The following is a 24,849-nucleotide window of genomic DNA, read 5'->3' as shown; positions in this document are numbered from 1 at the left end:
ATGCCAGGAAGAATTGCGCCGCCGATCCGGCCGAGGTGCACCGCGTCACTACAGTTGTGGAGTGCAACACCACAGTGCCCGCGACGAGTCGCGCGGAAGTCTGGAGATCAAACACCGTGCGCTGTCGAGAACGGCCATCGCGGCGGCATCGAAGGACCCTCGGGTCACCCGCACCACCGGCGGCATGTCGCGTTTGACCGGCCGCGAACTTCCCCGAGCCGACGTCACCCTCGGAGAAGACACAGTCTCGGTCAACCTCTACATCGGAGTGCGCTGGCCCTCGCAGATCACCGACGTGACCGAGTCGGTTCACCGCACCGTCGAGGCCGCACTGGCGACGATGACCGGCGTGCACGTGCATCGGGTGAACGTGCTGGTGTCGGATACCGCGCTGGACCGTACGGCGCGCGGTCCCACGAACGGTGTTGCTGCCGATGATGTTGCTGCAGCGGTGGTTTCACCTCGACCACCCACGGCCGGTCCCGCGGCGATGCCGGTGGCGCTGGTGTTCGGGTTCGCCCTCCTCGCCGTGGCGTTCGTAGCCGGCCGCGAATTCTTCATCGCTCAGGGACACCTGGACGGCAGTCCATGGATCGCCGATGCCGTGCACTGGGTTTCGCAACTGCACTGGCAGGGGTGGATGATCGCGCCCGCCGTCGGATCGATCGTCGTCGGTGCACTCTTCGTCTTCGCGGGCGTCAAACCTCGGACGAGAACTCATTCGGGATTGGGCGGCCCGACGCCCACCGTCTGGGCCACGCCGACCGACATCGCTCGATTGTGCAGTGCTGCAGCGCAGTCCACCCGCGGAGTCGTGGACGCGCATACCGTCGTCACACGCAGGAAGATCGAGGTCCGGGTGCAGCGAGATCGAGCTGTTTCTCCGGACAGTGCCGACGCTGCCGTGCGCGCTGCCCTCGGTCCGGTACTGTCCGTCGCCGCGGGTGGGCGGCGTCTGACGGTGCTGCACTCGGTGTCGCAACCGACACGGGTGTCGTAGTGAAAACCTTTGTCGCAGGGGTGGATCGACTCGTTGCCGTGATCGCGGGAGCCACTCTCCTCGCCGGTGGAGGCTTCGCACTTGCGTGGCACTACGACGTTCCGTGGGCACGGGAGACGCTCTCTCGTTTCGAGCGTGCTCGTATTGCCGAACTGCCGCAGCAGGGTTGGTGGGTACCGACTCTGGCAATCGTCGTCGCGGTGGCCGTCGTCGCGGCGCTGGTGTTGTTGATCGGCAACTTCTCACCACGCACGACCGGAACGGCGAGCGTCATCGAGGAGCCACACTTCTCGGCGCATGTGGACCTGAGTGCGATCGCGTCGGGCGTGGCGGCGGAGTTGGCGCAGTTCCCTGGTGTCAGACGGGCCAGGGGAACTGCCATCGACGACCGAGGTATGCCCACCATCACCATATCGGTCTATGCTGCAGCCGATTTCGACGTAGTCGGCTTCATTGCCGAAGCCGAGTCTCGCGCTGCGTTCGTGGCACGGTCTCTGGGCGGCGCGAATGTGGCGACACGCGTCCAACTGCACATCGACAAACGGACCTGACGTCACGTTACGGTGAATCCATGACGGCATCGACGCGTAGCAGATTCGAGCGATGGTCCGGCGGAATGCCCCTCTCTGTCCCGGTGGCATTCGGAGCAGTACTGGTGATTGCCGCGTTCGCCTCGAAACTCGGCGACAGTTCCCTCTACTTCTACGTCCCTCTGGTGTTCGCGATGACTGGGACGATGATCTGGCTCAACGCCCGTCGTGCACCCGATCGAATCGGCCTGCTCCACGCCGCTGTTGGATCAGCACTGCTGATCGGATGTGGCATCGTCGTCGCGGTCTGCGGACTTGCCGGAGGCGTGATGCTGGACTCGACCACCTTCTGGGCATCGATAGCGGTGAGTGCGGCAATCGCAGCACCCATCGGTGCCGGAATCACACCGTTCTCGTCGCCGCGGGCCTGAGTGCGGCTTCGCCGCAGTGGTGTGGCTATGTGCCCCAGATGGCGCATAGCCACACCACTGCCGCAGGCACCTACAACCGCGGGTCCACCGGCTCCGATTCCAGTGCGAGTACCGCGAACACGGCCTGGTGGATGCGATACAACGGTTCACCACGCACCGATCGGTCCAACGCCTCCATGCCGAGCGCGTATTCGCGTAGCGCCATCGACTGCTTGTGTCCCACGTTTCGGTTACGCAGTGCAGTGAGTCGATTAGGGTCGGTGTAATCCGCACCGTAGATCAGCCGCAGGTACTCCCGGCCACGAACCTTCATGCCGGGCTGCATCTTTCCGCGCGGCATGTTGGCCGCCGGTTTGACGACCATTCCCTCACCGCCCTGTGCCGTCAACTCCTCCCACCATGTCACCCCTGCCGCAACCGAATCCGACGACGACAGATCGACCTCGATCCGACGCGTCGTCGTGAACAGCTTCGGCGCAGTGGCCACCAGTCGATCGGCCAGTGCAAGGTGCCATTCGTGCGGGCGGTCCGCATACGTGCCGGCGTCGGAGGCCAACAGCTGGAACGGGGCGAGACTGACGCCTGCCAGTCCATCCGTCGGCCAGCTGTACCGCCGATACGCAGCAGTGAACTCGGCGAGGTTGCGCTGCCGAATCACGTTCCGTTCCTGCAGTTCGGACACGGCCAGGCCGCGCGAGGCCGCCCGAGCGAGCACCGACTCCTCGGCCTCGAGATTCGCCCGGGACACGGCCGCAGGTGCCGCATACTCGGACTTGATCAGGCCCTCCGCCTTGGCGGACCACGGCATCAGTTCGCAGTCGAGAACCAGCCAGTGCGAGGACAATTCGTCCCACACGCCGGCCCCCTCCAGAGCGTCGGCCACCCCAGCGATCAGCACCCCGGTCACGGTCTCGTCGAACACCGGCCGACCGGTCCGCGTGTACGCGGTGCCGAGGACACCGTCGGGAGCGTCGAACTTCGCCCGAGCGGTGTCGGCATCGCGACACACCACGACGACCACCCGCGAGCCCATGTGCTTCTCCTCGCAGATCACCGTCGACGCACCGAGCGCCCGATACGCGTCGAATGCCTCCGTCGGGTACTCGAGATAACCCTCTCGTTCCGAGGTACGACTCGGTGCCATCGTCGGCGGAAGGTAGTGCAGCCACTGCGGAGCCAAGGCGAACCGGCTCATCACTTCCAATGCGCCCGCGGCATTCTCCGGCCGAATCGACACACGCCCACGCAGCGCAGTCTCCACTCCGGTCGGTCCGATGACGTCCGACAGATCCAGCGACGACGACTCCCGAACGAACCCACCCAGCGGCCGGGTCGGCTCGTACCAGACCTGCTCCGCCGGCACCGAGACAACCTCCCGCTCCGGATACCGCAGTGCCGTCAACTTGCCGCCGAAGACACACCCCGTGTCCAGACACGCAGTGTTGTTCTCCCACTGCACCTCCGGCACCGGAGTGTGTCCGTACAGCACAGTCGCCGACCCGCGATAGTCCTGAGCCCACGGATACCTCACCGGCAGCCCGAATTCGTCGGTCTCGCCGGTGGTGTCGCCGTACAGGGCGAAGCTACGTACTCGGCCCGACGCGCGGTTGTGGTACTTCTCGATCAACCCCGCGTGCGCAACGACGAGTCTTCCGCCGTCGAGCACCAGGTGTGCGACGAGACCATCACAGAATTCGAGCACCTCGCGGCGGAACTCGTCGGTCTCGCCGTCGAGCTGCTCGAGTGTCTCGGCCAAACCGTGTGAGGCAGTGACTTTCCGACCTCGCAGCGCCTTGACGAGCTTGTTCTCGTGATTGCCCGGAACTGCCAGTGCTGCGCCGCTTCGCACCATCCCCATCACGAGCCGCAGCACACCGACCGAATTCGGCCCACGGTCGACGTAGTCCCCGACGAACACCGCCGTTCGACCCTCCGGCGGCGTTGCACCGACTGCCCTACCGTCTGCGTCGCGCTCGAGCGTGTAACCCAAAGTCGTGAGCAGGCTTTCGAGCTCCGACAGACATCCGTGAATGTCGCCGATCACATCGAAAGGCCCGGAAAGCTCCCGGCGGTCGCTACGCAGCGGGGTACGAACGAACGTCGCCGACGCCACCGCGTCGACACCGTCGAGGACATGAACCGAGCGAAAGCCTTCTTTGGACAGCCCTCGCATCGAGCGCTGCAACTGGGACTGCTGGCGGCGCAGCACGTCTCGGCCGAACGTCCTGTCGCTGCGGTCCGCGTTGCGCTGTGCGCAGACCGGTTCCGGCACGTCGAGCACGACGGCAACCGGAAGGACATCGTGCTCACGAGCCAGTGCGATCAGGGCCTTGCGAGCCGCCGGTTGCACGTTGGTGGCGTCGACGACGGTGAGCAGACCGGCCCGCAGCCTGGTTGCGACGAGAAATTCCAGGAGCGCGAACGCGTCCTTCGTGGCGCTCTGCAGGTTGGGGTCGTTGCTGACCATCCCTCGACAGGCATCACTCGACACGGTTTCGTACGGGCCGAACCGGTCTGCAGCGAAGGATGACTTCCCTGATCCACTGATGCCGACGAGGACGACGAGGGACAGGTCCGGAATCTCGTAGGTACTCACTGGGACTGCTCCTCTCTGGTGAATATCGCTATCTGGGTAGGGCCACCGAGCACGTCGTCGACGGGTCCGATGCGGTCGAAGCGAACCGTGTAGGCGTGTGCGTCCGCCACCGACGTCGCCCACTGCTCGAATTGGGCGCAGGTGAACTCGAAACGGTGATCGACGTGCCGAAAAGCCCCGGCGTCGAGGCCCGGATACAGCACGTTGTATTCCGAGTTCGGCGTGGTGACGAGCACCGACCTCGGACGGGCCTCTCTAAATACCGAGCGCACCAACGCCGGAAGGCGTTCGAGATCGATGTGCTCGATGACCTCCATGAGCACCATCGCGTCGAATCCCTGCAACCGCACGTCGCGATAGGTCGCCGACGACTGGAGCAGTTCGATGCGTCCACGCTGCCGATCCGACATCTCGTCGAGCCGGAGCCTGCGCTGCGCCTTCGCCAACGCACGATCACTCACGTCGGCACCGAGTATCCTCTCGATTGTGTTGTGTGCCAGCAACTCACGCAACAGACGACCCTCGCCGCAACCCATGTCGATGACCGACTTTGCACCGGCATCACCGAGTGCAGCCAGCACCGCGTGTAGTCGCTGCTCGGCCAACGTCGGATCCCGTGGGCTGACAACCTCTTCGGGTGCATCGGGGACCAGACGATCGAGTGCGGACTCGACGAGCTCCCGGCGGTGCGCAAGATATCGGGCGGCGATCAACGACGACTCCGGGTGATCGCCGAGCCAATCACCCGCTGCCCGAACGAGTTTGTCCGCCTCGTCCTCACCGACCCAATAGTGCTTGGTGTCGTCGAGCACTGGCAGCAGTACGTACAGGTGCCGCAGCGCAGCCGACAGGGTGAAGGTGCCGGTGAGTACCAGATCCACGAACTCGGAGTCGCCCCAGTTCGGCTGCGTCGAATCCAGTGGGATCGGAGTGGCCTCGACATTCCATCCGAGGGGACCAAACAGCCGAGGCGCAAGATCAGTCGCACCGCGCGACGGCGCGGCCGGCATCGTGACGATCAAATCGATTGCTGCAGAGACCAATTCGGGTCTTGTGGTACAGACGCCTGCCAGCGTCTGCTTGAACAGGCGAGACAACGCCACAGCAAGCCCTGATGCGGCCGGACTCTTGCCGTCTGTGGCGTCGAGCAGTACTGCAAGGGTTGTCCGCTTTGCCGAGACCTCGGGATACAACACCGTGGTCTGGCCCATGGGCAGGTTGCGAGTCTGTACGCGATCGGGGTGCTTGTGCAACAAATACCCGATATCGGAGGCGTCCGGGAAATCGGTTGTGGCATTTGCAGTCACGGTCAGTAGCACCGCAGCGACGTTACGGGACAGCCGCGTCCGATGCGTCCCATTTTTCGGTCGTGTACTCCCCTCTACCCGCCGGATCAATGCGACTTTGTTGCAGTCTGAGCGACTGAAACCCACATTGATCCCGACGGGAGGGCCGTCCAACGGGAGTGCCACAAAAGGAGGCCGCACATTGAGGAGGTCGCACATTGAGGAGGTCGCGTGCACACGCAAAAGCGGCACCCACCAGAAGGTGGGTGCCGCTTTCGTAGAGCTGGGTGAAGCTAGATCACTTGATGATCTTCGTGACGCGACCGGCTCCGACGGTACGACCGCCCTCACGGATTGCGAAACGCAGGCCGACGTCCATGGCGACCGGCTGGATCAGCGTGACGGACATCTCGGTGTTGTCACCGGGCATGACCATCTCGGTGCCCTCGGGGAGGGTCACAACGCCCGTAACGTCCGTGGTACGGAAGTAGAACTGCGGGCGGTAGTTGTTGAAGAACGGCGTGTGGCGGCCGCCCTCGTCCTTCGAGAGGATGTAGGCGTTGCCCTCGAACTCCGTGTGGGGAGTCGTGGTGCCGGGCTTGATGATGACCTGTCCACGCTCGACGTCTTCGCGCTTGATGCCACGAACGAGGAGGCCGACGTTGTCGCCTGCCTGGCCCGAGTCGAGCAGCTTGCGGAACATTTCGATTCCGGTGACGGTGGTCTTGGTCGAGCCGGGGCGGATGCCGACGATCTCGACCTCTTCGTTGACGTTGACCGAGCCGCGCTCGATACGTCCGGTGACCACGGTGCCACGGCCGGTAATGGTGAAGACGTCCTCGACGGGCATGAGGAACGGCTTGTCGGTCTCACGGACGGGGTCCGGAACCGAGTCGTCGACGGCCTGCATGAGCTCCAGAACCGACTCGCCCCACTTCTCGTCACCCTCGAGTGCCTTGAGTGCGGAGACCTTGATGACCGGTGCGTCCTCGTCGAACTCCTGCGAAGCGAGGAGCTCGCGGACCTCCATCTCGACGAGCTCGATGATCTCGTCGTCGTCGACCATGTCGGCCTTGTTCAGTGCGACCAGGATGTACGGCACGCCGACCTGGCGGGCCAGGAGCACGTGCTCGCGGGTCTGCGGCATCGGGCCATCGGTAGCTGCCACGACCAGGATTGCGCCGTCCATCTGTGCCGCGCCGGTGATCATGTTCTTGATGTAGTCGGCGTGACCCGGTGCATCGACGTGCGCGTAGTGGCGCTTGTCGGTCTGGTACTCGACGTGGGAGATGTTGATCGTGATACCACGAGCCTTCTCCTCCGGAGCCTTGTCGATCTGATCGAAAGCCGAGGCCTCGTTCAGGTCCGGGAACTTGTCGTGCAGAACCTTGGTGATTGCAGCCGTCAGCGTCGTCTTACCGTGGTCAACGTGACCGATGGTGCCGATGTTGACGTGCGGCTTCGTCCGATCGAACTTCGCCTTCGCCACTGTGTGTCCTCCTGGACTGATCTGTGCGGGCCCCGACGGGGCACGCACGCGTATGTGTTGTTACTTATTACAGGTCGAGCGTGGTCCAGCAAACGAAGAGAATTACTCTCCGTTGACCTTCGCGATGATTTCCTTCGCTACGTTCGCGGGAACTTCTGCGTACGAATCGAAGACCATGGAGTAGTTAGCGCGGCCCTGCGTCTTCGACCGAAGGTCTCCGATGTAGCCGAACATCTCCGACAGCGGAACCAGTGCCTTGACGATACGGGCACCGCTGCGTTCCTCCATGGCCTGGATCTGACCACGGCGGGAGTTCAGGTCGCCGATGACCTCACCCATGTAATCCTCGGGCGTGATGACCTCGACGGCCATGACGGGTTCGAGGATGACGGGGCTGGCCTTGCGGGCGGCTTCCTTGAACGCTTGTGAGCCGGCGACCTTGAAGGCCATTTCCGACGAGTCGACGTCGTGGTACGCACCGTCGAGCAGTGTGACCTTGACGTTGACCAGGGGGTATCCGGCGAGAACACCGTACTGCATGGCGTCCTGTGCACCGGCGTCGACCGAGGGGATGTACTCCCTGGGCACACGACCACCGCTGACCTTGTTCTCGAACTCGTACGTCGCGCCGTCTTCGCCCTCGAAAGGCTCGAGCTTGATGATGACCTTCGCGAACTGGCCGGAGCCACCGGTCTGCTTCTTGTGCGTGTAGTCGTGCTTCTCGACCGTCTTGCGGATGGTCTCGCGGTACGCAACCTGCGGCTTGCCGACGTTGGCCTCGACCTTGAACTCGCGACGCATACGGTCGACGAGGATGTCGAGGTGGAGCTCGCCCATGCCGCCGATGACGGTCTGGCCGGTGTCCTCGTCCAGCTTCACCGAGAACGTGGGGTCCTCTTCGGCGAGCTTCTGGATGGCTGTTCCCAGCTTCTCCTGGTCGGACTTGGTCTTGGGCTCGATCGAGACCTGGATGACCGGGTCCGGGAAGCTCATGGACTCGAGGATGATCTGGTTCTGCGGATCGCAGAGCGTGTCACCCGTCGTGGTGTCCTTGAGGCCGATGACGGCGTAGATGTGACCGGCAGACGCGGTCGCGATCGCGTTCTCCTTGTTGGAGTGCATCTGGAACAGCTTGCCCAGACGCTCCTTCTTGCCCTTGGTCGAGTTGATGACCTGAGCGCCGGAGTCGACCTTGCCCGAGTACACCCGGACGTAGGTCAGCTTGCCGAAGAAGGGGTGCGTCGCGATCTTGAACGCGAGAGCCGCGAACGGCTCGTCTGCGGACGGCTTGCGAGTGATCTCCTTCTCCTCGTCGCCGACGGCGTGTCCGATGGTCTCGGCAACGTCGAGGGGAGACGGGAGGTAGTCGATGACCGCGTCGAGCATGGGCTGAACGCCCTTGTTCTTGAACGCGGATCCACACAGGATCGGGTACAGCTCGCTGTTGACCGTCATCTTGCGGATGGCGCCCTTGATCTCGTCGATCGTGAGCTCTTCGCCGCCGAAGTGCTTCTCCAGAAGCGCTTCGTCGGACTCGGCCACGGTCTCGAGCAGCTGCGTGCGGTACTCGTCTGCGCGCTCCTTGAGGTTTTCCGGGATCTCCTGGATCTCGTACTTCTCGCCGAGCTTGGTCTCGCCACTCCACACGAGAGCCTTCATCTGCACGAGGTCGATGACGCCCTCGAACTCGTTCTCTGCACCGATGGGCAGCTGGATGACCAGCGGCTTGGCACCGAGACGATCGATGATGGTCTGCACGGTGTAGTAGAAGTCCGCGCCGAGCTTGTCCATCTTGTTGACGAAGCAGATACGCGGCACGTCGTACTTGTCGGCCTGACGCCACACCTGCTCGGACTGCGGCTCGACACCTTCTTTGCCGTCGAACACTGCGACAGCGCCGTCGAGGACGCGGAGCGAGCGCTCCACCTCGACGGTGAAGTCGACGTGACCGGGGGTGTCGATGATGTTGATCTGGTTGTCGTTCCAGAAGCACGTCGTGGCAGCAGAGGTGATCGTGATGCCACGCTCCTGCTCCTGCTCCATCCAGTCCATGGTGGCTGCGCCATCGTGAACTTCACCGATCTTGTAGGAGATACCGGTGTAGAAGAGGATGCGTTCGGTAGTGGTGGTCTTGCCGGCATCGATGTGGGCCATGATGCCGATGTTGCGGACCTTGTTGAGGTCGGTCAGCACGTCCTGTGCCACGAGTTAACCCGCCTTGGTGTTGGAAGAGGTATTGCCTGAGCTGATCAACGCTCCGGCGGCATCGGAAAGTTCCGAACACCGCCCGAGCGAGGAGATCACCAGCGGTAGTGGGCGAACGCCTTGTTGGCTTCGGCCATCTTGTGAGTGTCTTCGCGGCGCTTCACAGCGGCACCGAGGCCGTTGCTGGCGTCGAGCAACTCGTTCGCCAGACGCTCGACCATGGTCTTCTCGCGACGAGCGCGCGAGAACGTGACCAGCCAGCGCAGTGCCAGCGTGGTGGAGCGGCCGGGACGAACCTCGACGGGCACCTGGTAGGTGGCACCGCCGACGCGTCGGCTGCGAACCTCGAGGGCCGGCTTGACGTTGTCGAGTGCACGCTTGAGCGTGACGACGGGGTCGGTGCCGGTCTTCTCGCGAGCCTGCTCGAGCGCCTGGTAGACGATGCGCTCTGCGGTCGACTTCTTGCCGTCGAGAAGGATCTTGTTGACGAGCTGCGTGACCAACGGCGATCCGTAGACCGGGTCGTTGATCAGCGGCCGCTTGGGTGCTGGGCCCTTGCGTGGCATATCAGCTCTTCTCCTTCTTGGCTCCGTAGCGGCTGCGAGCCTGCTTGCGGTTCTTGACACCCTGGGTGTCGAGCGAGCCGCGGATGATCTTGTAACGCACACCCGGGAGGTCCTTCACACGACCGCCGCGAACGAGCACCATCGAGTGCTCCTGCAGGTTGTGGCCCTCACCGGGGATGTATGCGGTGACCTCTACCGAGGTGGTCAGGCGAACACGCGCGACCTTACGGAGAGCGGAGTTCGGCTTCTTGGGGGTGGTGGTGTACACGCGAGTGCACACACCACGGCGCTGGGGACTGCCCTTGAGGGCAGCGGTCTTCAGTTTCGCGACCTTGTCGGTGCGACCCTTACGGACCAGCTGGTTGATCGTTGGCATAAACCGGCTTTCTTCGTGTCGATAAACAGGGATCTAGCAGTTGGAGCAAGAGAACACTGCTCCTCACCCATGACGTCTCCGCGGGTCTCTTGCACCCCGCGGTCGGGTGTGTCGCATACCCCCACACGTCCAGCCGGTTGCGCGCTCTCGAGACGAACGTGCGCACGGCTGTACCTCGCATAGGCACACAAACGGTCCGGCCAGGCCGGACACGACCCATAACGATACCCGGCGGCGCGGCCTCGGGTCAAAACACCCTTCGCTCTGATACGCAACCTATCTACTCAGGTTGAGTGTGAGGTCTGCCAGCTTCGCTGCGGCCTGGCAGGGATCGGGGTGTGCGACGCCCGGACGGTACTGCACCCACCACCCGAAGATGCCCGCCTGGTCCGCTCCGGCCGACACTCCACACGAGTCCGGGTCGTTCGGGCGTTGAGCCTGTATTGCCTTGCGGCCCTGCACTGTTGTGTCGCTGACGGTGTACGTCATCTTCTCGTCGGCCGCCCGCTCGGCGGCCAGGGTGCCGGACTCGAACCAGTTGAACGTCACCTTCACAATGCCCGCGGAACCGATCAGATCCCATCGGCAGATCGCTCCGAAGAAGCCACGAGCGATGTCGTCGGCTCCGGTGGCATCGGCGATCTGGTCGTCGGAGACGGCATCGCACTCGGTCAACAACTTGGTGAATTCTTGGTTGCCCGAGCCTGCATAGGACTGGGGCTTGGCCGTGCCCTCGACCGTCAGAGAGCAACCGGCCGCGAGCAGCAGGGTCGCTGCGGCGGCGAAAACCCGTCTCGAAGTACTTGCTCGAGATTTCATTGCTTACGCTCCACGGTCAGCTTCGCCAGTTCGTTCCCGACGTCGCACGGCGGGCGCGCCGGGATCTGTTCGGAGTAGGTGACCGACCAATGGAAGAAGTCGTCGCCGAATTGCACACCGATCTCGCACAACGGGCCCTGCTCGGCTTCGAATCCGGGGTTGCCGTCGATGGCGATGTCCTTGGCCGGACGGCCGATCAGTTCGGACCCGGCGCGTTCGCGGCCGATCGGACTGCCGCGATACCAGGAGAAGCTGACACTCGGTCCGCTGATGGCCACGGTTTCCCATTGACAGCCGACGGAGTTGCGGGTGACTTGGGCAAACGGTCCGGCACCGAACGCGGCCTGCACCTCGGCGTCGCTGATCGATCCGCATTCGCCGAAGAACGGGCCGGGCTCGTACGCGGCCTTGCTCGTCGACGGCTCGGGCGCGGTATCGGCGGCGTCGGTATCCGAGCCACCGCAACCTGCGATCAGCGCGGCGACCGCGGTGATCACCAGTGTCACTCGCTTCATGCCGTCCTTCGCGTGCTGGTCCGATGCTGCAGTTCGCGTCGCACCGAACCTACCAATCGAACAGGGCAGCGGTCATGTGCCGTGCACAGCGCGTCCTTGGACGTACACACCCACGATGGCCGGCTCTCGCATGGCCATCAGCAGGGCGAACAGGGTCTGGTCGCGGGCCAGCTCGGGGTCCTCGGCCCGCACGCCGTGGTCGACGGCCGCGGCCAGCTGCGGCCACGCGTCGGGATCGACGACGACGAAGTCCGCCTCTTTCCCCACGTCGAAGTTGCCGATGCGCTCCTCCATGTCGAGTGCACGTGCCCCGGCGAGCGTCCCGGTGAACAACAGTTCGGCCGGATGCAGCGACAGGCCTGCGTCTCCCGGTTCGGAGATGTGCACCTTGAACGCGTCGGCCAGTACCTGCGGGAGCAGCCACTCGTCACCGCCTCCGAAGTCGGACCCGATGGCGATGTTCACCCCGGCGGCGACGGTTCTCTTCCACGGCATCGTGCCCGAGCCCAGGAACTGCTGCGAGGTGGGACAGTGCGCGATGGAAGTACCCGTCTCGGCCAACCTCGTCAGTTCCGCGTCCTCGCAGTGCACCGCGTGCGCCAGAATCGACCGTCGACCCAGCAGGCTCTTGCCACCTAGCTGCGAGCCCGGCAGGAACTTGCCGTCGTAGGTGTCCAGGTAACTCTCGACCTGGTACGCACCCTTGGTGGCGTCGATCTCGCCGGTGCCCGGTCGGTTGTTCTCGTTGAGGTGCGTGTGAAAGTAGACGCCACGTGCCCGCACCGAGTCGTAGAGCTCGCCGAGGTTCCTCAGCGTCTCCGTGGTCACCGACAGAGAAAAACGCGGTACGACGGCGACGTGCAGCATCGCGGTGTCGACATCGCCGGTGTCGGCGGCGTGCCACTTCTCTATCTCCTCGGACACCAGGCGGATCGCCTCGTCCTCACCGGTGATCAGCGCGTGCGCCGACGCGGGGCCGGTGGTCTGGATCCCGCGGCCACTGACGATGCGCAGTCCGTGCTCGAGCGTCTCGGAGAACAAAGAATCCTGTGCGTGCGGGAATGCCGATCCGAACACCATGGCCTGCGTCGTCCCAGCGCGAATGCGTGCTGCGCAGAAGTCGCGCGCGGCCGCCGCCGCGAATTCCGGATCGGCGAATCGTGCTTCGGACGGAAAGATGCACGTGTTCAGCCATTCGAGCAATTGCCCGCCGCCGTAGGAATCGCCGGCATAGGTCTGTGGGAAGTGGATGTGCGTGTCGACGAATCCCGGCAGTAGGAAGCCGGGCCGATGATCGAACACATCCGAATGAGCGTAGTGCGTTGGTAGAGAATCGAACTCGCCGCAGTACTCGATCCTGCCGTCGCCGCCGACCACGAGGGCACCGTCGGGAATGGACACCAACGCGGTTGCGGCCTCGAGCACCGTGGGCGAGCCCGCGATGTGAAAGATATGGCCACGGTGGACGCGTGCGGAATCGGAAGTCACGAGCCGACTCAAGCACAGGTCGATCGGAACTGCAGATCGTGCGCGTCTAGTGCGCTACCGCTCCTACGGCGGACAGCCGCGCGTTCAGCGAGGCATCGAGCACATCGGCCCAGGCTCGCACGATTTCGACGCGGCGACGCGCGTCGTCGGTCAGGACGTCCGCGAGACCGAGCCCACGCGCCAGGTCGAGCGTCGCCTGGACCAGACGGTGGGTGACGGGATCGTTGTCGTCGACTCCGAGGTTCTCGACGGCCATCGTGTGTGCTCGACGACCGAATCGCTCTTCGAGTGGGACGATCCGATCACGCAGTTCCGGATCGGCCGACGCCGCCGTCCAGACCTGCAGCGCCGCTTTGAACATCGGACCCGTGTAGTACTCGACGAGCCTCTCCACCACCAGTTTCGTTCGGCCGGGTCCGGGCGGAATCTCCTGTGCCTCGCGGCGAGCATGGTCCATCCGAGTGTCGAACATGTACTCGAGTGCCCCGGTGATGAGGTCCTCACGCGTCGGGAAATGGTGTTGGGTGGCACCGCGAGAGACGCCGGCGCGCTCGGCGACGACCCCGACCGTCGTTGCGCTCCAGCCCTGCTCGGCGAGCGAGTCGATCGTCGCCTCGAGCAGTCGCTGACGCGTCACCCTGCTGCGATCCTGCTTGGGTTCGCGCGCCATCACCATCTCCCTGCTCCTTCTCGACCTACTTTTCGGCAGCCCAGGACGGCGGCCTCTTCTCCAGAAAGGACATCATCCCCTCTCGGGCTTCCTCCGATGCAAACAACCTGGCCGATTGCTCGGCGACGGCCGTTCCGCGCTCGTCGATCTCGCGTCGGATCGCGGCGGTGGTGAGCTGTTTGGACTCGGCCAAGCCCTGCGGCGAGCACTTCCTGAACATGATCATGTAGTCGGCCACCGCGGCCGCGGGAACGGCGTCGGCCACGGTGACCAGACCGATCTCCTGGGCCGTGGCACCGTCGAATGTTTCCCCGGTGAGGAAGTATCGACTCGCCGCCCGGGAGGTCAATCGCGGCAGCACGGCGACGGAGATGACCGACGCCGCCAGTCCGAGGCGAACCTCGGTCAGCGCGAACGAGCTTTCCGGTCCGGCAATGGCGACGTCGCACGCCGCCACGAGCCCCATCCCGCCTGCCCGCACATGACCATCGATCTGTACGACGACGGGTTTCGGGGTGTCGATGATCAGCCGCATCAGATCCAGCATCTGCCGAGTCCGGAGCTCCGGCGACGCCCCGGCTTCCCGGAGATCTGCACCGGCGCAGAACGTCGTACCGGTGTGACCGAGCACGATCGTTCTGATGTCGTCGTCGTGCGCCGCAGCGATGAGGCCCGCTGTCAGCTCCTCGACCAACATTGACGACAGCGCGTTTCGGTTCTGCGGCGAATCCAACGTCAAATACGCTGTGTCCTTGCCCGACTCGACGAGAACGGCCATCAGTAGCTTCTCGGCAGGCCGAGCGAGTGCTGGCTCACGAAGTTCAGGATCATCTCCCGGCTCACCGGAGCAACGCGGGCGATACGGGCGGCTCCGAGCATCGCAGCCAATCCGTATTCACTGCTCAACCCGGCACCACCGTGGGTTTGGATCGCCTGATCGAGTGCCTTGATACTGGCCTCGGCAGCAGCGTATTTCGCCATGTTCGCGGCCTCGGCGGCACCGAAATCGTCGCCGGAGTCGTAGAGCACCGCGGCCTTCTGCATCATCAATTTCGCCAACTCCAGCTCGATCTTGCACTGCGCCAACGGGTGCGCCAAGCCCTGGTGAGCGCCGATCGGCGTCTTCCAGACCGTCCGCTCGTTGGCGTATTTGACCGCCGCGTCCAGAGCGTATCGACCCATACCGACAGCCATCGCAGCACCGAGAATGCGCTCGGGGTTCAGTCCGGCGAACAACTGCATCAGGGCAGCGTCGGCCTCACCGACGAGTGCCTCGGCAGGCAACCGGACGTCGTCGAGGAACAGCACGAACTGATGATCGGGCTCGACGATGTCCATCTCCATCTGCGTCTTCTGCAGTCCCGGAGCGTCGGTGGGCACGATGAACAGCGCCGGCTTGAGCTTGCCGGTCTTGGAATCCTCGGTGCGCGCCACGATCAACACGGCGTCGGCCTGATCCACGCCCGAGATATAGATCTTGTTGCCCTTCAAGATCCATTCGTCACCGTCGCGACGCGCCGTGGTGGTGATCTGGTGCGAGTTGGATCCGGCGTCGGGCTCGGTGATGCCGAACACCATGATCTTGGAACCGTCGGCAAGGGCGGTGAGCCACTCCTGCTTCTGGTCTGCCGTGCCGTACTTGCCGATGATGGTGCCGCAGATGGCCGGGCTGACGACGACGAGCAGTAGACCGGCACCGTGCGCAGCCAACTCCTCCTGTACGAGCGCGAGTTCGTAGATGCCTGCGCCGCCGCCGCCGTATTCCTCGGGCAGATTGACCCCGAGGAAGCCGAGCTTGCCCGCCTCGTTCCACAGTTCGGTCAGTGGCTCACCTTTGCGCGCCTTGGGCAGCACGTAGTCGATGTAGTTGTAGCGCTTGCCCAGTGACGAGACTGCGTTGCGCAGACCCTTCTGCTCTTCGGTTTCGATGAAACTCATGCTTGCTCCACTCCCTGCTCGGTGACTACTGGCGTGTCGGTGACTACTGCCAAGACCTGTCCTACCTCGACTTGCTGACCCTGCTGCACGTTCAGTTCGGTGAGCACACCATCGGCGGGTGCAGTCACGGTGTGCTCCATCTTCATCGCCTCCAGCCACAGAATGGGCTGGCCTGCGGTGACGGTATCGCCCTGCGCAGCAGCAATTCTGATGACGCTGCCCGGCATCGGCGCGAGCAGTGATCCGGCCGCCACCTCGTCGGTGGGGTCGGTGAACCTCGGTGCCCGAGCCAATCGGACGGGGCCCAGAGAAGAATCCACGAACACGTCGGACCCGTAGGTGCTCACTGCGAAGATACGACGAATACCGTTGTCGTCCAACGTCACCGAGGTCGGTGTGTGCTCCACCAGTTCGACACCCTCCACCGAGGAGGCGAGTCCGCTGCGTCCGATCGAGTATTCGACGGTGATGTCGTTGTACGTCTTGCGCTGCGGTTGCGACCGGAGATTGCGCCAGCCGCCGGGTAGACCCCGGTTCACCCGAGCTCGCGAGACGTTGCTCGCTGCGTCGGCCAGGGCAGCCGCGAGCGCCGACAGTTCCTCGGCCCGGCCGTGCGCGATCGGCTGAGCCAGGACATCGAGGCCGTGCGTGTCGAAGAAGGCTGTATCGGTGTCGCCCGCCAGGAACGCCGGATGGCGCAGAATGTTGACCAGCAGATCGCGATTGGTCTTCAGGCCGTGAATGGTGGCGTTCTGCAGTGCTTTCGCCAACAGAGTCGCCGCTCGGTCCCGTGTCGGGGCGAAGGAGATCACCTTGGCGAGCATGGGGTCGTACTGCGTTCCCACCACGCTGCCCGTCTCGACGCCGGAATCGACTCTGATGTATCCAGCTTTGTCCGACACCTCGAACTGCGCACCGGAGATATCGAATCGGTGCACGGCACCGCTCTGCGGCTGCCAGTCCTGAGCCGGATCCTCGGCGTACAGCCGAACCTCGATCGAGTGTCCCCGAGTCGTGGGCTGTTCGGCCGGTAGCCGCTCCCCCGCCGCAACCTGGATCTGCAGCGCAACGAGATCGAGACCCGTCGTGCATTCGGTGACCGGATGCTCCACCTGCAAGCGGGTGTTCATCTCGAGGAAGAAGAAGTTTCCCTTTTCGTCGGCGAGGAATTCGACGGTGCCTGCGCCCTCGTAGCCGATGGCCTCGGATGCCAGTGTGGCTGCCTCGAACAGCTTCTCGCGCATGCCGTCGATGCGTTCGACGAGCGGCGACGGAGCTTCCTCGACGACCTTCTGGTGCCTGCGTTGGATCGAGCATTCACGCTCGCCCACCGTCCACACCGTGCCGAATCGATCGGCCATGACCTGAACTTCGATGTGCCGCCCGGTTTCGATGTACCGCTCGATGAACACCGTTCCATCGCCGAAGGCCGACAGGGCTTCTCGTCCGGCTGCCTCGAGCTCCGACTGCAGTGCATCGAGACTGCGGACGATACGCATCCCCCGACCGCCGCCGCCCGCGGACGCCTTGATCAGTACTGGCAGCTCGTTCTCGGTGACCGACTCGGGATCGAGTCGAGTCAACACCGGCACTCCAGCGTCGGCCATCATCTTCTTGGACTCGACCTTCGAGCCCATCGATTCGATGGCCTTGACGGGCGGTCCGATCCAGGTCAACCCGGCGTCGAGTACCTGCCGGGCGAATTCGGCGTTCTCGGAGAGGAATCCGTATCCCGGATGCACCGCGTCGGCTCCGGCCTGCACCGCGGCGGCGATGATCAATTCTCCGCGCAGGTAGGTCTCGGACGGGCTCTGCCCAGGCAGGCGCACAGCGGAGTCCGCCTCACGCACATGGGGAGATGCCGCGTCGGCGTCGGAGAAGACCGCGACGGTATCGATGCCCTCCGCGCGGCAGGTGGTGAAGACGCGTCGGGCGATTTCGCCGCGATTGGCCACGAGGACTTTGTTCAGCATGCGGGCATCACATCCGGAAGACACCGAAGTTCGCGGTGCCTTCGATCGGGGCAGAGGCGATGGCCGACAGGCACATTCCCACTACCGTGCGGGTGTCACGGGGATCGATGACGCCGTCGTCGTAGAGGCGTCCGGACAGGAACATCGGCAACGATTCGGCTTCGATCTGATTCTCGATCATCGCGCGCAGTCCGGCATCGGCCTCCGCGTCGAACGCTTGACCGCGAGCTTCTGCGGCGGCGCGTCCGACGATGGAGATGACGCCGGCCAGCTGTGCGCCACCCATGACGGCGGATTTGCTGGACGGCCAGGCGAAGAGGAAGCGAGGATCGAAAGCACGGCCGCACATGCCGTAATGGCCGGCTCCGTAGGACGCCCCGAGCAGGATCGAGATGTGCGGCACCTTCGAATTGGAGACGGCGTTGATCATCATCGATCCGTGCTTGATCATGCCGCCTTCCTCGTACTCCTTGCCGACCATGTAGCCGGTGGTGTTGTGCAGGAACAACAGTGGCGTGTTCGACCGGTTGGCGAGCTGGATGAACTGCGTCGCCTTCTGTGATTCCTCGCTGAACAGCACGCCGCGTGCGTTGGCGAGGATGCCGATCGGGTAGCCGTGCAGCTCTGCCCAACCGGTGACGAGCGAGCCGCCGTACATGGGCTTGAACTCGTCGAAGTCGGAACCGTCGACGATGCGGGCGATGACCTCACGGGGATCGAACGGGATCTTCAGGTCGGTGGGGACGATGCCGAGCAGATCCTCGGGATCGGCGAGTGGCTCGATGACCTCGGTGCGTGGCTCGGGCCCCTTCTTCTTCCAGTTCAACCGGGAGACGATGCTGCGTCCGATGCGGATGGCGTCCTGCTCGTCGACGGCGAAGTAGTCTGCGAGACCGGACTTCCGGGCGTGCATCTCGGCTCCCCCGAGTGACTCGTCGTCCGAATCCTCACCGGTGGCCATCTTCACCAGGGGCGGCCCGGCCAGGAACACCTTGGATCGTTCCTTGATCATGACGACGTGATCGGACATGCCGGGAACGTAGGCACCGCCCGCAGTCGAATTACCGAACACCAGGGCGATGGTCGGAATGCCGGCCGCCGAGAGCTGCGTCAGATCGCGGAACATGCGTCCGCCGGGGATGAACACCTCTTTCTGCGTGGGCAGGTCGGCACCGCCCGACTCGACGAGAGAGATCACCGGCAGTCGGTTTTGGGTGGCGATGTCGTTGCCGCGGAACCCCTTCTTCAGGGTCCACGGGTTGCTGGATCCGCCGCGGACCGTGGGATCGTTGGCCACGATGAGACATTCGACCCCGCACACGACACCGATACCCATGACGGTGCTGGCACCGACGGGAAAGTCGCTGCCCCACGCCGCAAGTGGGCACAGTTCGAGAAACGCGGAATCCTCGTCGATCAACAATTCGATGCGCTCACGGGCGAGCAGCTTGCCACGCTTCTTGTGGCGATCGACGTACTTCTGACCGCCACCGAGCAGCGCCTTGTCGTGTTCGGCGTCGATCTCGGCCAGTTTGGTGTGCATGGCCTCGGTGGCACCGGTGTACTGCTCCGATGCGGTGTCGAGAGTGGACTTCAGCACGCTCATGCCTGATACCCCAATCGTTTTGCGGCAAGGCCGGTGAGAATTTCGGTGGTTCCGCCGCCGATACCGAGGATGCGCATGTCGCGGTATTGCCGTTCGACCTCGCTCTCGCGCATGTACCCGAGTCCGCCGAAGAGTTGGACGGCTTGATTGGCCACCCACTCCCCGGACTCGACGGCCGTGTTCTTGGCGAAGCAGACCTCGGCGATGAAGTCACCGTCCTCCTGCATGGACCGCTCGACGAGGGAGCGGGTGTACACGCGAGCGATGTCGATCTTGCGCGCCATCTCGGTGACGGTGTTCTGTACGGATTGCCGTGCGATGAGCGGCTTTCCGAAGGTCTCGCGATCACGGACCCACTGCAGCGTCAGATCGAGGCACCGCTGCGCGCTGGCGTAGGCCTGAGCGGCGAGAGCGATACGCTCGGTGAGAAATGCCTGTGCGATCTGGACGAAGCCACTGTTCTCGGCACCGACCAGGTTGGCCACCGGAACCCGGGCGTCGACGAAGGAGAGTTCGGCGGTATCGGAGGCGCGCCACCCCATCTTGTCGAGCTTGCTGGTGACCTCGAAGCCCGGTGTGCCCCTTTCGACGACGAGGAGCGACACTCCGGCTGCCCCCTCGCCTCCCGTCCGGACTGCGGTGACGACGAAGTCCGCACGGCACCCCGAGGTGATGTAGGTCTTCGACCCGTTGACGACGTAATGGTCTCCGTCTCTGACCGCCTTGGTCCGCAGATGACCCACGTCGGAGCCGCCGCCCGGCTCGGTGATCGCGAGCGAGCCGATCTTCTCCCCCGCCAGCGTCGGCCGCACCCACTTGTCGATCTGCTCAGGATCTCTCCAGGCAACCAAGTGCGGCAACGCAATTCCACAGGTGAACAGAGAAGCGAACAGTCCGCCCGACGCGCCGGCCTGGTGCATCTCCTCGCAGATCAGCACCGCGTCCGCAAGATCACCGCCGTCGCCGCCGACGTCCTCGGGAAACCCTGCGCCGAGCAAACCGAGAGCGGCCGCTTTCTTGTGCAGCTCGCGCGGGATCTCACCCTCGGTCTCCCACCGATTCATGTGCGGCGCAATATCCTGCTCGACGAAACTGCGAACGGTCTTGCGCAGCTGCTGACGCTCCGGCGTCGTCCAGATGCTCATACGAGTGCTGCTTTCTTGTCGGGTCGTTCCGCAGGCTCCACTCCTGTGAACACGAGTGTTTCGGGGATGTCGATGTGCCGCGACCGCAGCCACTCACCGAGCCCCTTGGCCTGTGGATCGAATCTGGCCTGCGATGCAACGCCCTGGCCGAGAATGCCGTCGATGACGAAGTTCACCGCCCGCAGGTTGGGAAGTACATGCCGAGTGACAGTGAGTTTTTCGGCCTCGGGCAACACCGTCTTCAGGGTCTCGACCGTCAATGCGTGGACGAGCCAGGCGAATTCGTCGTCGGTGCGCACCCACACTCCGACGTTGGCGCTCCCACCTTTGTCTCCGCTGCGGGCGGCGGCGATGGTACCGAGTGGTAGTCGGATGGTGTCCTCGGCGGCTCGCGGTGCCGGCAGTTGCGGTTCGACCAGCGATTCCAGGACTCGCGTCTGTGCCGAGGGTGCGATGCTGCGTTCGGTGCCGTCGGCCAGGTGGGCCATATGCGGTACGTCGTGTGCGTCGACGAAACCTGCGGTGAACACCCCATACGGGGCTCCGTTTCCGGGCGGTGCGGTGACCGAGAAGCCCGGGTAGCTGGCGAGCGCGAGTTCGACCGCCACAGCCGAGAACTGGCGTCCCACCGCGTCGGGGTTACTGTCGCGGGCGACGCAGCGCAGCAACGCGCTTGCGGTTTCCTCGGTCTCGGCGTCGGGCTTGTCGGTACGCACCAGAGTCCAGTCCAACTCGGTCGGTCGGGCGGGCAACCACGACTCGAACTGCCGTTGCGCCAGTTCGGCTTTGGCCTCGATGTCCAGGCCGGTCAACACCATCGTGAATTCGTTGCGGAAGCCGCCGAGTGCGTTGAGCGAGACCTTGTAGGTGGGCGGCGGCGCTTCTCCGGTGACCCCGCTGATCGATACTCGATTGCTGGACTCCTGCGCCAGGACCGCCGTGTCGATGCGCGCGGTGACGTCGGGGTTCGCGTATCGGCCACCGGTGATCTCGTACAGCAGTTGCGCGGTGACGGTACCGACGCTGACGGCACCGCCGGTGCCCTCGTGCTTAGTGATGACGGAGGATCCGTCGGCTTCGATCTCGGCGATCGGGAACCCGGGACGGGACATGTCGGCGATCTCGGTGAAGAACGAGTAGTTGCCGCCGGTCGCTTGAGTACCGCACTCGATGACGTGGCCCGCGATGACTGCGCCGGCCAATGCGTCGTAATCGGTTGTCGACCAGCCGAAGTGAGCGGCGGCGGGGCCGACGATGACACTGGCGTCGGTGACGCGACCGGTCACGACGACGTCGGCACCAGAGTTCAGGCATTCCACGATTCCCCATGCACCGAGGTATGCGTTTGCCGTCAGCGGGCTGCCGAGGCCGAGTTCGCCTGCCCTGCCGAGGAGGTCGTCGCCGTCCACGTAGGCAATCTTCGCGCCGGAATCGAGCTTCTCCAACGCCTCGACCAGTCCGCGCGGATTGAGTCCGCCGGCATTGGCGACGATCTTCACGCCCTTGTCGAGTGCCAGTCCGAGGCAGTCCTCGGCCTGCCGCAGAAAGGTTTTGGCGTAGCCACGGGTCGCGTCCTTCATTCGGTCGCGTCCGAGGATGAGCATGGTCAGCTCGGCGAGGTAGTCACCGGTGAGGTAGTCGAGGTCTCCTCCTTCGAGCATCTCCCGCATCGCGGACAGTCGATCTCCGTAGAAACCGGAGCAGTTGCCTATACGTACGGTCATGCTTTCTCGCGTCCTGCCTTGTCTCGTCCCTGTCCGGGAGGGCCTGCGAAGGCTTGGGCGATGGTGAGCCAGTGTGCGGCATCGGCCCCGTCGGCTCGAACGTCCAGGTCGTCGCGGTGTGCGCGCTGAGTGACGAGAAGGCAGAAGTCGAGTGCAGATCCGGTGACACGCTGTTCTGCGTCGTCGGGACCCCACGTCCACACTTCGCCCGAGGGTGCGGTGAGCTCGACTCCGAACGGTTCCGCCGGCGGAGTCTGCTCGTTGACGGCGTAAGCGAAATCTCGTGTCCGGACGCCGATGTGTGCGACTCCGCGGATTCGGTCGGTCGGCACGCGAGTGACGCCCAGCGCATCGGCGACATCCTGTCCGTGGGCCCACGTCTCCATAAGACGGGCGGTGGCCATGGACGCGGCACTCATGGGCGGCCCGAACCACTGGATCTTGACCCCCGACGGGACCTGCTTCAGCGCGTCCGTCATGGCGTGGCGGCGGGTTCGCCAGCTGCTCAACAGTTCCGGATTGCCCGCTTCCTCCTCGGCGGCGTCGTCGACGAACCCGGTGGGGTTCTCCCAGGCCTTTTTCAGCGTGCGGGCGAACTCCTCCTCGGCCGCGGTATCACCGGACGCTGCGGATGTGGTTCGCTCCGCGACGTGATCCGTCCACGACAGGTGCGCGATCTGATGTGCGATCGTCCAGCCCGCCGCCGGAGTAGGTGCCGCCCAGCGTTCGGGTGCCAACTCGGCCACCAGCGCGTCGAGGTCGTCACCCTCGGCACGGAGATCGCCGACGAGTGAGTCGAGGTCTGCCATGGGACCAGCTTCACAAAGGCACGAGAAAAAAGCAAGCACGCTTGCTTTTTAATTCGTAACCTTACGTTCGCTTGCCGTCTCTACGGTCGGAAACGTGAAAACGTCGAGACTTGTGGCCGTCGCCGTTACCCTCGCCTTCATGACTGCCGGCTGCTCCACCACGGACCCGTCTACTGCAGACCCGACCCCCGACGAACCGTCGAGCATCCGGGTGGCGACGTTCAACGCCAGTCTCAATCGGTCCGCGGCCGGACAGTTGGTCACCGACCTGAGCGCGGAGAACGCCCAGGCTCGCGCAGTAGCCGACGTGATCTCCGCGAACTCACCGGATGTCTTGCTGGTCAACGAGTTCGACTATTCGGGGTCCGATGGCCCCACCCTCTTCAACGAGAACTACCTCGACGGGCAGTACCCGTTCTTCTTCACTGCTCCGGTGAACACCGGCGTCGACTCGGGACTCGACCTGGACGGGGACGGCGCACTCGGTGGCCCCGGTGACGCCTGGGGATTCGGACAGTTTCCCGGTCAGTACGGCATGGTGGTGTACTCGAAGTTCCCGATCGACACCGGTTCGGTACGCACGTTCCAGAACTTTCTGTGGAAGGACATGCCGAACTCGCTGTTACCGCGCGACTATTACGGAGAGAACGCAGACGCGCTTCGACTGTCCAGCAAGTCTCATTGGGACGTGCCCGTCGACGTGAACGGGAAGGCGCTGCACGTGTTGGCCTCGCATCCCACTCCCCCATCCTTCGACGGACCCGAGGACCGTAACGGTAAGCGCAATCACGACGAGATCCGGTTGAGCGCCGACTACATTTCCGGTGCCGACTACCTCTACGACGACAACGGCGTGCGAGGCGGACTCGACGAGGGAGCGTCGTTCGTGATGATGGGCGACCAGAACAGCGATCCGGTCGACGGCGACTCCGTGGCCGGTGCCATCGCACAGGTTCTGGATCTTCCGCGGGTTCGAGATCCGGCACCCACGTCCGATGGACATGGCACGGACACAGCCGATTTCGCTGATCCGACGCCGGGTGACCTTCGGGTGGACTACGTGCTGCCGTCGGACGATATGACCGTGCGCGACTCGCAGGTGTATTGGCCCGATCAGGCCGAGCACCCGTCGGACCACAGACTGGTGTGGGTAGACCTCGAAATATGATGCGTGAGTGACCGATCTGCCGATTGTCGAGTTCGCCTACCCGGGCCCACTACGGGACACGCTGGTTGCGGCCGTGCTGTCCGGCGCGAAGACCAGCACGGCAAGCCTGTTGGCTCAGTACACCGACGAGGAGCTGCCGAGGGTCGGCGAACGCGGTGCGGTGGTGAATTCGGCGGGTGCCGTGGTCGGGGTCATCGAGACCACGGCCGTCGATGTCGTTGCGCTGAGCGATGTTCCGCTGCAGCATGCGCTCGACGAGGGTGAGGGATACGCCGATGTGGCGCAGTGGCGTGCCGGACACGAAAGATTCTGGCAGTCCGTCGAAGTCCGCGAGGAGCTGGGTGATCCGAATTTCACGGTGAACGACGACACTCAGGTGGTGCTGGAGCGATTCGAGCTGACATGAAGGTCTGCCTGTGCCGCTATTACCACAGCCTGAAGACCATGGGCCTGTGGACTCCGGTCATGCTTGCTGATGGCGTCGAATTCTGGGTCTCCAATGCCGGCACCACTGC

At 64.1% G+C, this 24,849-nt stretch carries 22 protein-coding genes; 5 read left to right on the top strand and 17 right to left on the bottom strand.

The genetic code is table 11. From position 1 onward, the window contains the following. The first annotated feature begins 61 nt into the window (after positions 1-61). The 3 genes from ASH04_RS04425 to ASH04_RS04415 are packed head-to-tail and all read left to right on the top strand — an operon-like array spanning position 62 to position 1,961. Positions 62-1,000, top strand: coding sequence for a DUF6286 domain-containing Asp23/Gls24 family envelope stress response protein (locus ASH04_RS04425; protein ID WP_057472804.1), 939 nt, complete (start codon positions 62-64; stop codon positions 998-1,000). Then, complete coding sequence (locus ASH04_RS04420) at positions 1,000-1,551, top strand: hypothetical protein (RefSeq protein ID WP_057472803.1); 552 nt, start codon at positions 1,000-1,002, stop codon at positions 1,549-1,551. The genes ASH04_RS04425 and ASH04_RS04420 overlap by 1 nt, the downstream gene beginning before the upstream one ends. Before the next feature lie 20 nt (positions 1,552-1,571). Then, complete coding sequence (locus ASH04_RS04415; protein WP_057472802.1) at positions 1,572-1,961, top strand: hypothetical protein; 390 nt, start codon at positions 1,572-1,574, stop codon at positions 1,959-1,961. Between the two features lie 70 nt (positions 1,962-2,031). Here the strand turns inward: ASH04_RS04415 and ASH04_RS04410 are convergent, their stop codons facing one another. The 17 genes from ASH04_RS04410 to ASH04_RS04330 all read right to left on the bottom strand — a co-directional run bounded on the left by ASH04_RS04410 (position 2,032) and on the right by ASH04_RS04330 (position 23,166). Beyond that, positions 2,032-4,557 carry a polynucleotide kinase-phosphatase gene (locus ASH04_RS04410; RefSeq protein WP_057472801.1) on the bottom strand — a complete coding sequence of 842 codons (2,526 nt, stop codon included), beginning with the start codon at positions 4,555-4,557 and terminating at the stop codon, positions 2,032-2,034. Continuing rightward, positions 4,554-5,864, bottom strand: a complete 1,311-nt coding sequence (locus tag ASH04_RS04405; protein WP_235579921.1) for a 3' terminal RNA ribose 2'-O-methyltransferase Hen1 — start codon at positions 5,862-5,864, stop codon at positions 4,554-4,556. Before ASH04_RS04405 ends, ASH04_RS04410 begins: the two co-directional genes overlap by 4 nt. A gap of 277 nt (positions 5,865-6,141) precedes the next feature. Continuing rightward, positions 6,142-7,332, bottom strand: coding sequence for an elongation factor Tu (gene tuf / locus ASH04_RS04400; RefSeq protein ID WP_032365471.1), 1,191 nt, complete (start codon positions 7,330-7,332; stop codon positions 6,142-6,144). A 102-nt stretch (positions 7,333-7,434) separates the two neighbouring features. Continuing rightward, on the bottom strand, positions 7,435-9,537 hold the full coding sequence (fusA, locus tag ASH04_RS04395; RefSeq protein WP_027498159.1) for an elongation factor G: 2,103 nt from the start codon (positions 9,535-9,537) through the stop codon (positions 7,435-7,437). A gap of 95 nt (positions 9,538-9,632) precedes the next feature. Next, on the bottom strand, positions 9,633-10,103 hold the full coding sequence (rpsG, locus tag ASH04_RS04390) for a 30S ribosomal protein S7 (RefSeq protein ID WP_003941856.1): 471 nt from the start codon (positions 10,101-10,103) through the stop codon (positions 9,633-9,635). A gap of 1 nt (position 10,104) precedes the next feature. After that, positions 10,105-10,479, bottom strand: a complete 375-nt coding sequence (gene rpsL / locus ASH04_RS04385; RefSeq protein WP_027498160.1) for a 30S ribosomal protein S12 — start codon at positions 10,477-10,479, stop codon at positions 10,105-10,107. 276 nt (positions 10,480-10,755) lie between these two features. Then, positions 10,756-11,298 carry a DUF3558 domain-containing protein gene (locus tag ASH04_RS04380; RefSeq protein WP_057472799.1) on the bottom strand — a complete coding sequence of 181 codons (543 nt, stop codon included), beginning with the start codon at positions 11,296-11,298 and terminating at the stop codon, positions 10,756-10,758. Then, complete coding sequence (locus ASH04_RS04375; RefSeq protein WP_027498162.1) at positions 11,295-11,813, bottom strand: DUF3558 domain-containing protein; 519 nt, start codon at positions 11,811-11,813, stop codon at positions 11,295-11,297. The genes ASH04_RS04380 and ASH04_RS04375 overlap by 4 nt, the downstream gene beginning before the upstream one ends. Before the next feature lie 72 nt (positions 11,814-11,885). Continuing rightward, the gene (locus ASH04_RS04370; RefSeq protein ID WP_057472798.1) at positions 11,886-13,301 is read right to left on the bottom strand and encodes a guanine deaminase; all 1,416 of its coding nucleotides are present in this window, start codon (positions 13,299-13,301) and stop codon (positions 11,886-11,888) included. A 46-nt stretch (positions 13,302-13,347) separates the two neighbouring features. After that, a complete protein-coding gene (locus tag ASH04_RS04365) occupies positions 13,348-13,971 on the bottom strand; it encodes a TetR/AcrR family transcriptional regulator (protein ID WP_027498164.1) in 624 nt (207 codons plus the stop codon). A gap of 25 nt (positions 13,972-13,996) precedes the next feature. After that, positions 13,997-14,749, bottom strand: a complete 753-nt coding sequence (locus tag ASH04_RS04360) for an enoyl-CoA hydratase family protein (RefSeq protein WP_057472797.1) — start codon at positions 14,747-14,749, stop codon at positions 13,997-13,999. Further along, positions 14,749-15,909: an acyl-CoA dehydrogenase family protein gene (locus tag ASH04_RS04355; RefSeq protein ID WP_032386263.1), complete on the bottom strand. Its 1,161-nt coding sequence runs from the start codon at positions 15,907-15,909 to the stop codon at positions 14,749-14,751. Before ASH04_RS04355 ends, ASH04_RS04360 begins: the two co-directional genes overlap by 1 nt. Continuing rightward, positions 15,906-17,882 carry an acetyl/propionyl/methylcrotonyl-CoA carboxylase subunit alpha gene (locus tag ASH04_RS04350; RefSeq protein WP_057472796.1) on the bottom strand — a complete coding sequence of 659 codons (1,977 nt, stop codon included), beginning with the start codon at positions 17,880-17,882 and terminating at the stop codon, positions 15,906-15,908. The genes ASH04_RS04355 and ASH04_RS04350 overlap by 4 nt, the downstream gene beginning before the upstream one ends. 7 nt (positions 17,883-17,889) lie before the next feature. Beyond that, positions 17,890-19,488, bottom strand: a complete 1,599-nt coding sequence (locus ASH04_RS04345) for an acyl-CoA carboxylase subunit beta (RefSeq protein WP_027498168.1) — start codon at positions 19,486-19,488, stop codon at positions 17,890-17,892. Beyond that, a complete protein-coding gene (locus tag ASH04_RS04340; RefSeq protein WP_057472795.1) occupies positions 19,485-20,633 on the bottom strand; it encodes an acyl-CoA dehydrogenase family protein in 1,149 nt (382 codons plus the stop codon). The genes ASH04_RS04345 and ASH04_RS04340 overlap by 4 nt, the downstream gene beginning before the upstream one ends. After that, on the bottom strand, positions 20,630-22,357 hold the full coding sequence (locus tag ASH04_RS04335) for an acyclic terpene utilization AtuA family protein (RefSeq protein WP_057472794.1): 1,728 nt from the start codon (positions 22,355-22,357) through the stop codon (positions 20,630-20,632). Before ASH04_RS04335 ends, ASH04_RS04340 begins: the two co-directional genes overlap by 4 nt. Then, complete coding sequence (locus ASH04_RS04330; RefSeq protein WP_032369698.1) at positions 22,354-23,166, bottom strand: TIGR03084 family metal-binding protein; 813 nt, start codon at positions 23,164-23,166, stop codon at positions 22,354-22,356. Before ASH04_RS04330 ends, ASH04_RS04335 begins: the two co-directional genes overlap by 4 nt. Positions 23,167-23,260: 94 nt before the next feature. Between ASH04_RS04330 and ASH04_RS04325 the strand changes: the two genes are divergently transcribed. Continuing rightward, on the top strand, positions 23,261-24,334 hold the full coding sequence (locus tag ASH04_RS04325; RefSeq protein WP_057472793.1) for an endonuclease/exonuclease/phosphatase family protein: 1,074 nt from the start codon (positions 23,261-23,263) through the stop codon (positions 24,332-24,334). Positions 24,335-24,341: 7 nt separating this feature from the next. Then, on the top strand, positions 24,342-24,740 hold the full coding sequence (locus tag ASH04_RS04320) for an ASCH domain-containing protein (RefSeq protein WP_027498173.1): 399 nt from the start codon (positions 24,342-24,344) through the stop codon (positions 24,738-24,740). The last annotated feature ends 109 nt before the right edge of the window (positions 24,741-24,849 follow it).

It is taken from the genome of Rhodococcus sp. Leaf233 (assembly GCF_001426165.1).
GTDB lineage: Bacteria > Actinomycetota > Actinomycetes > Mycobacteriales > Mycobacteriaceae > Rhodococcoides > Rhodococcoides fascians.
Note: the sequence above shows the minus strand (reverse complement) of the source record. Positions and strands in the feature narration are given on the sequence as shown.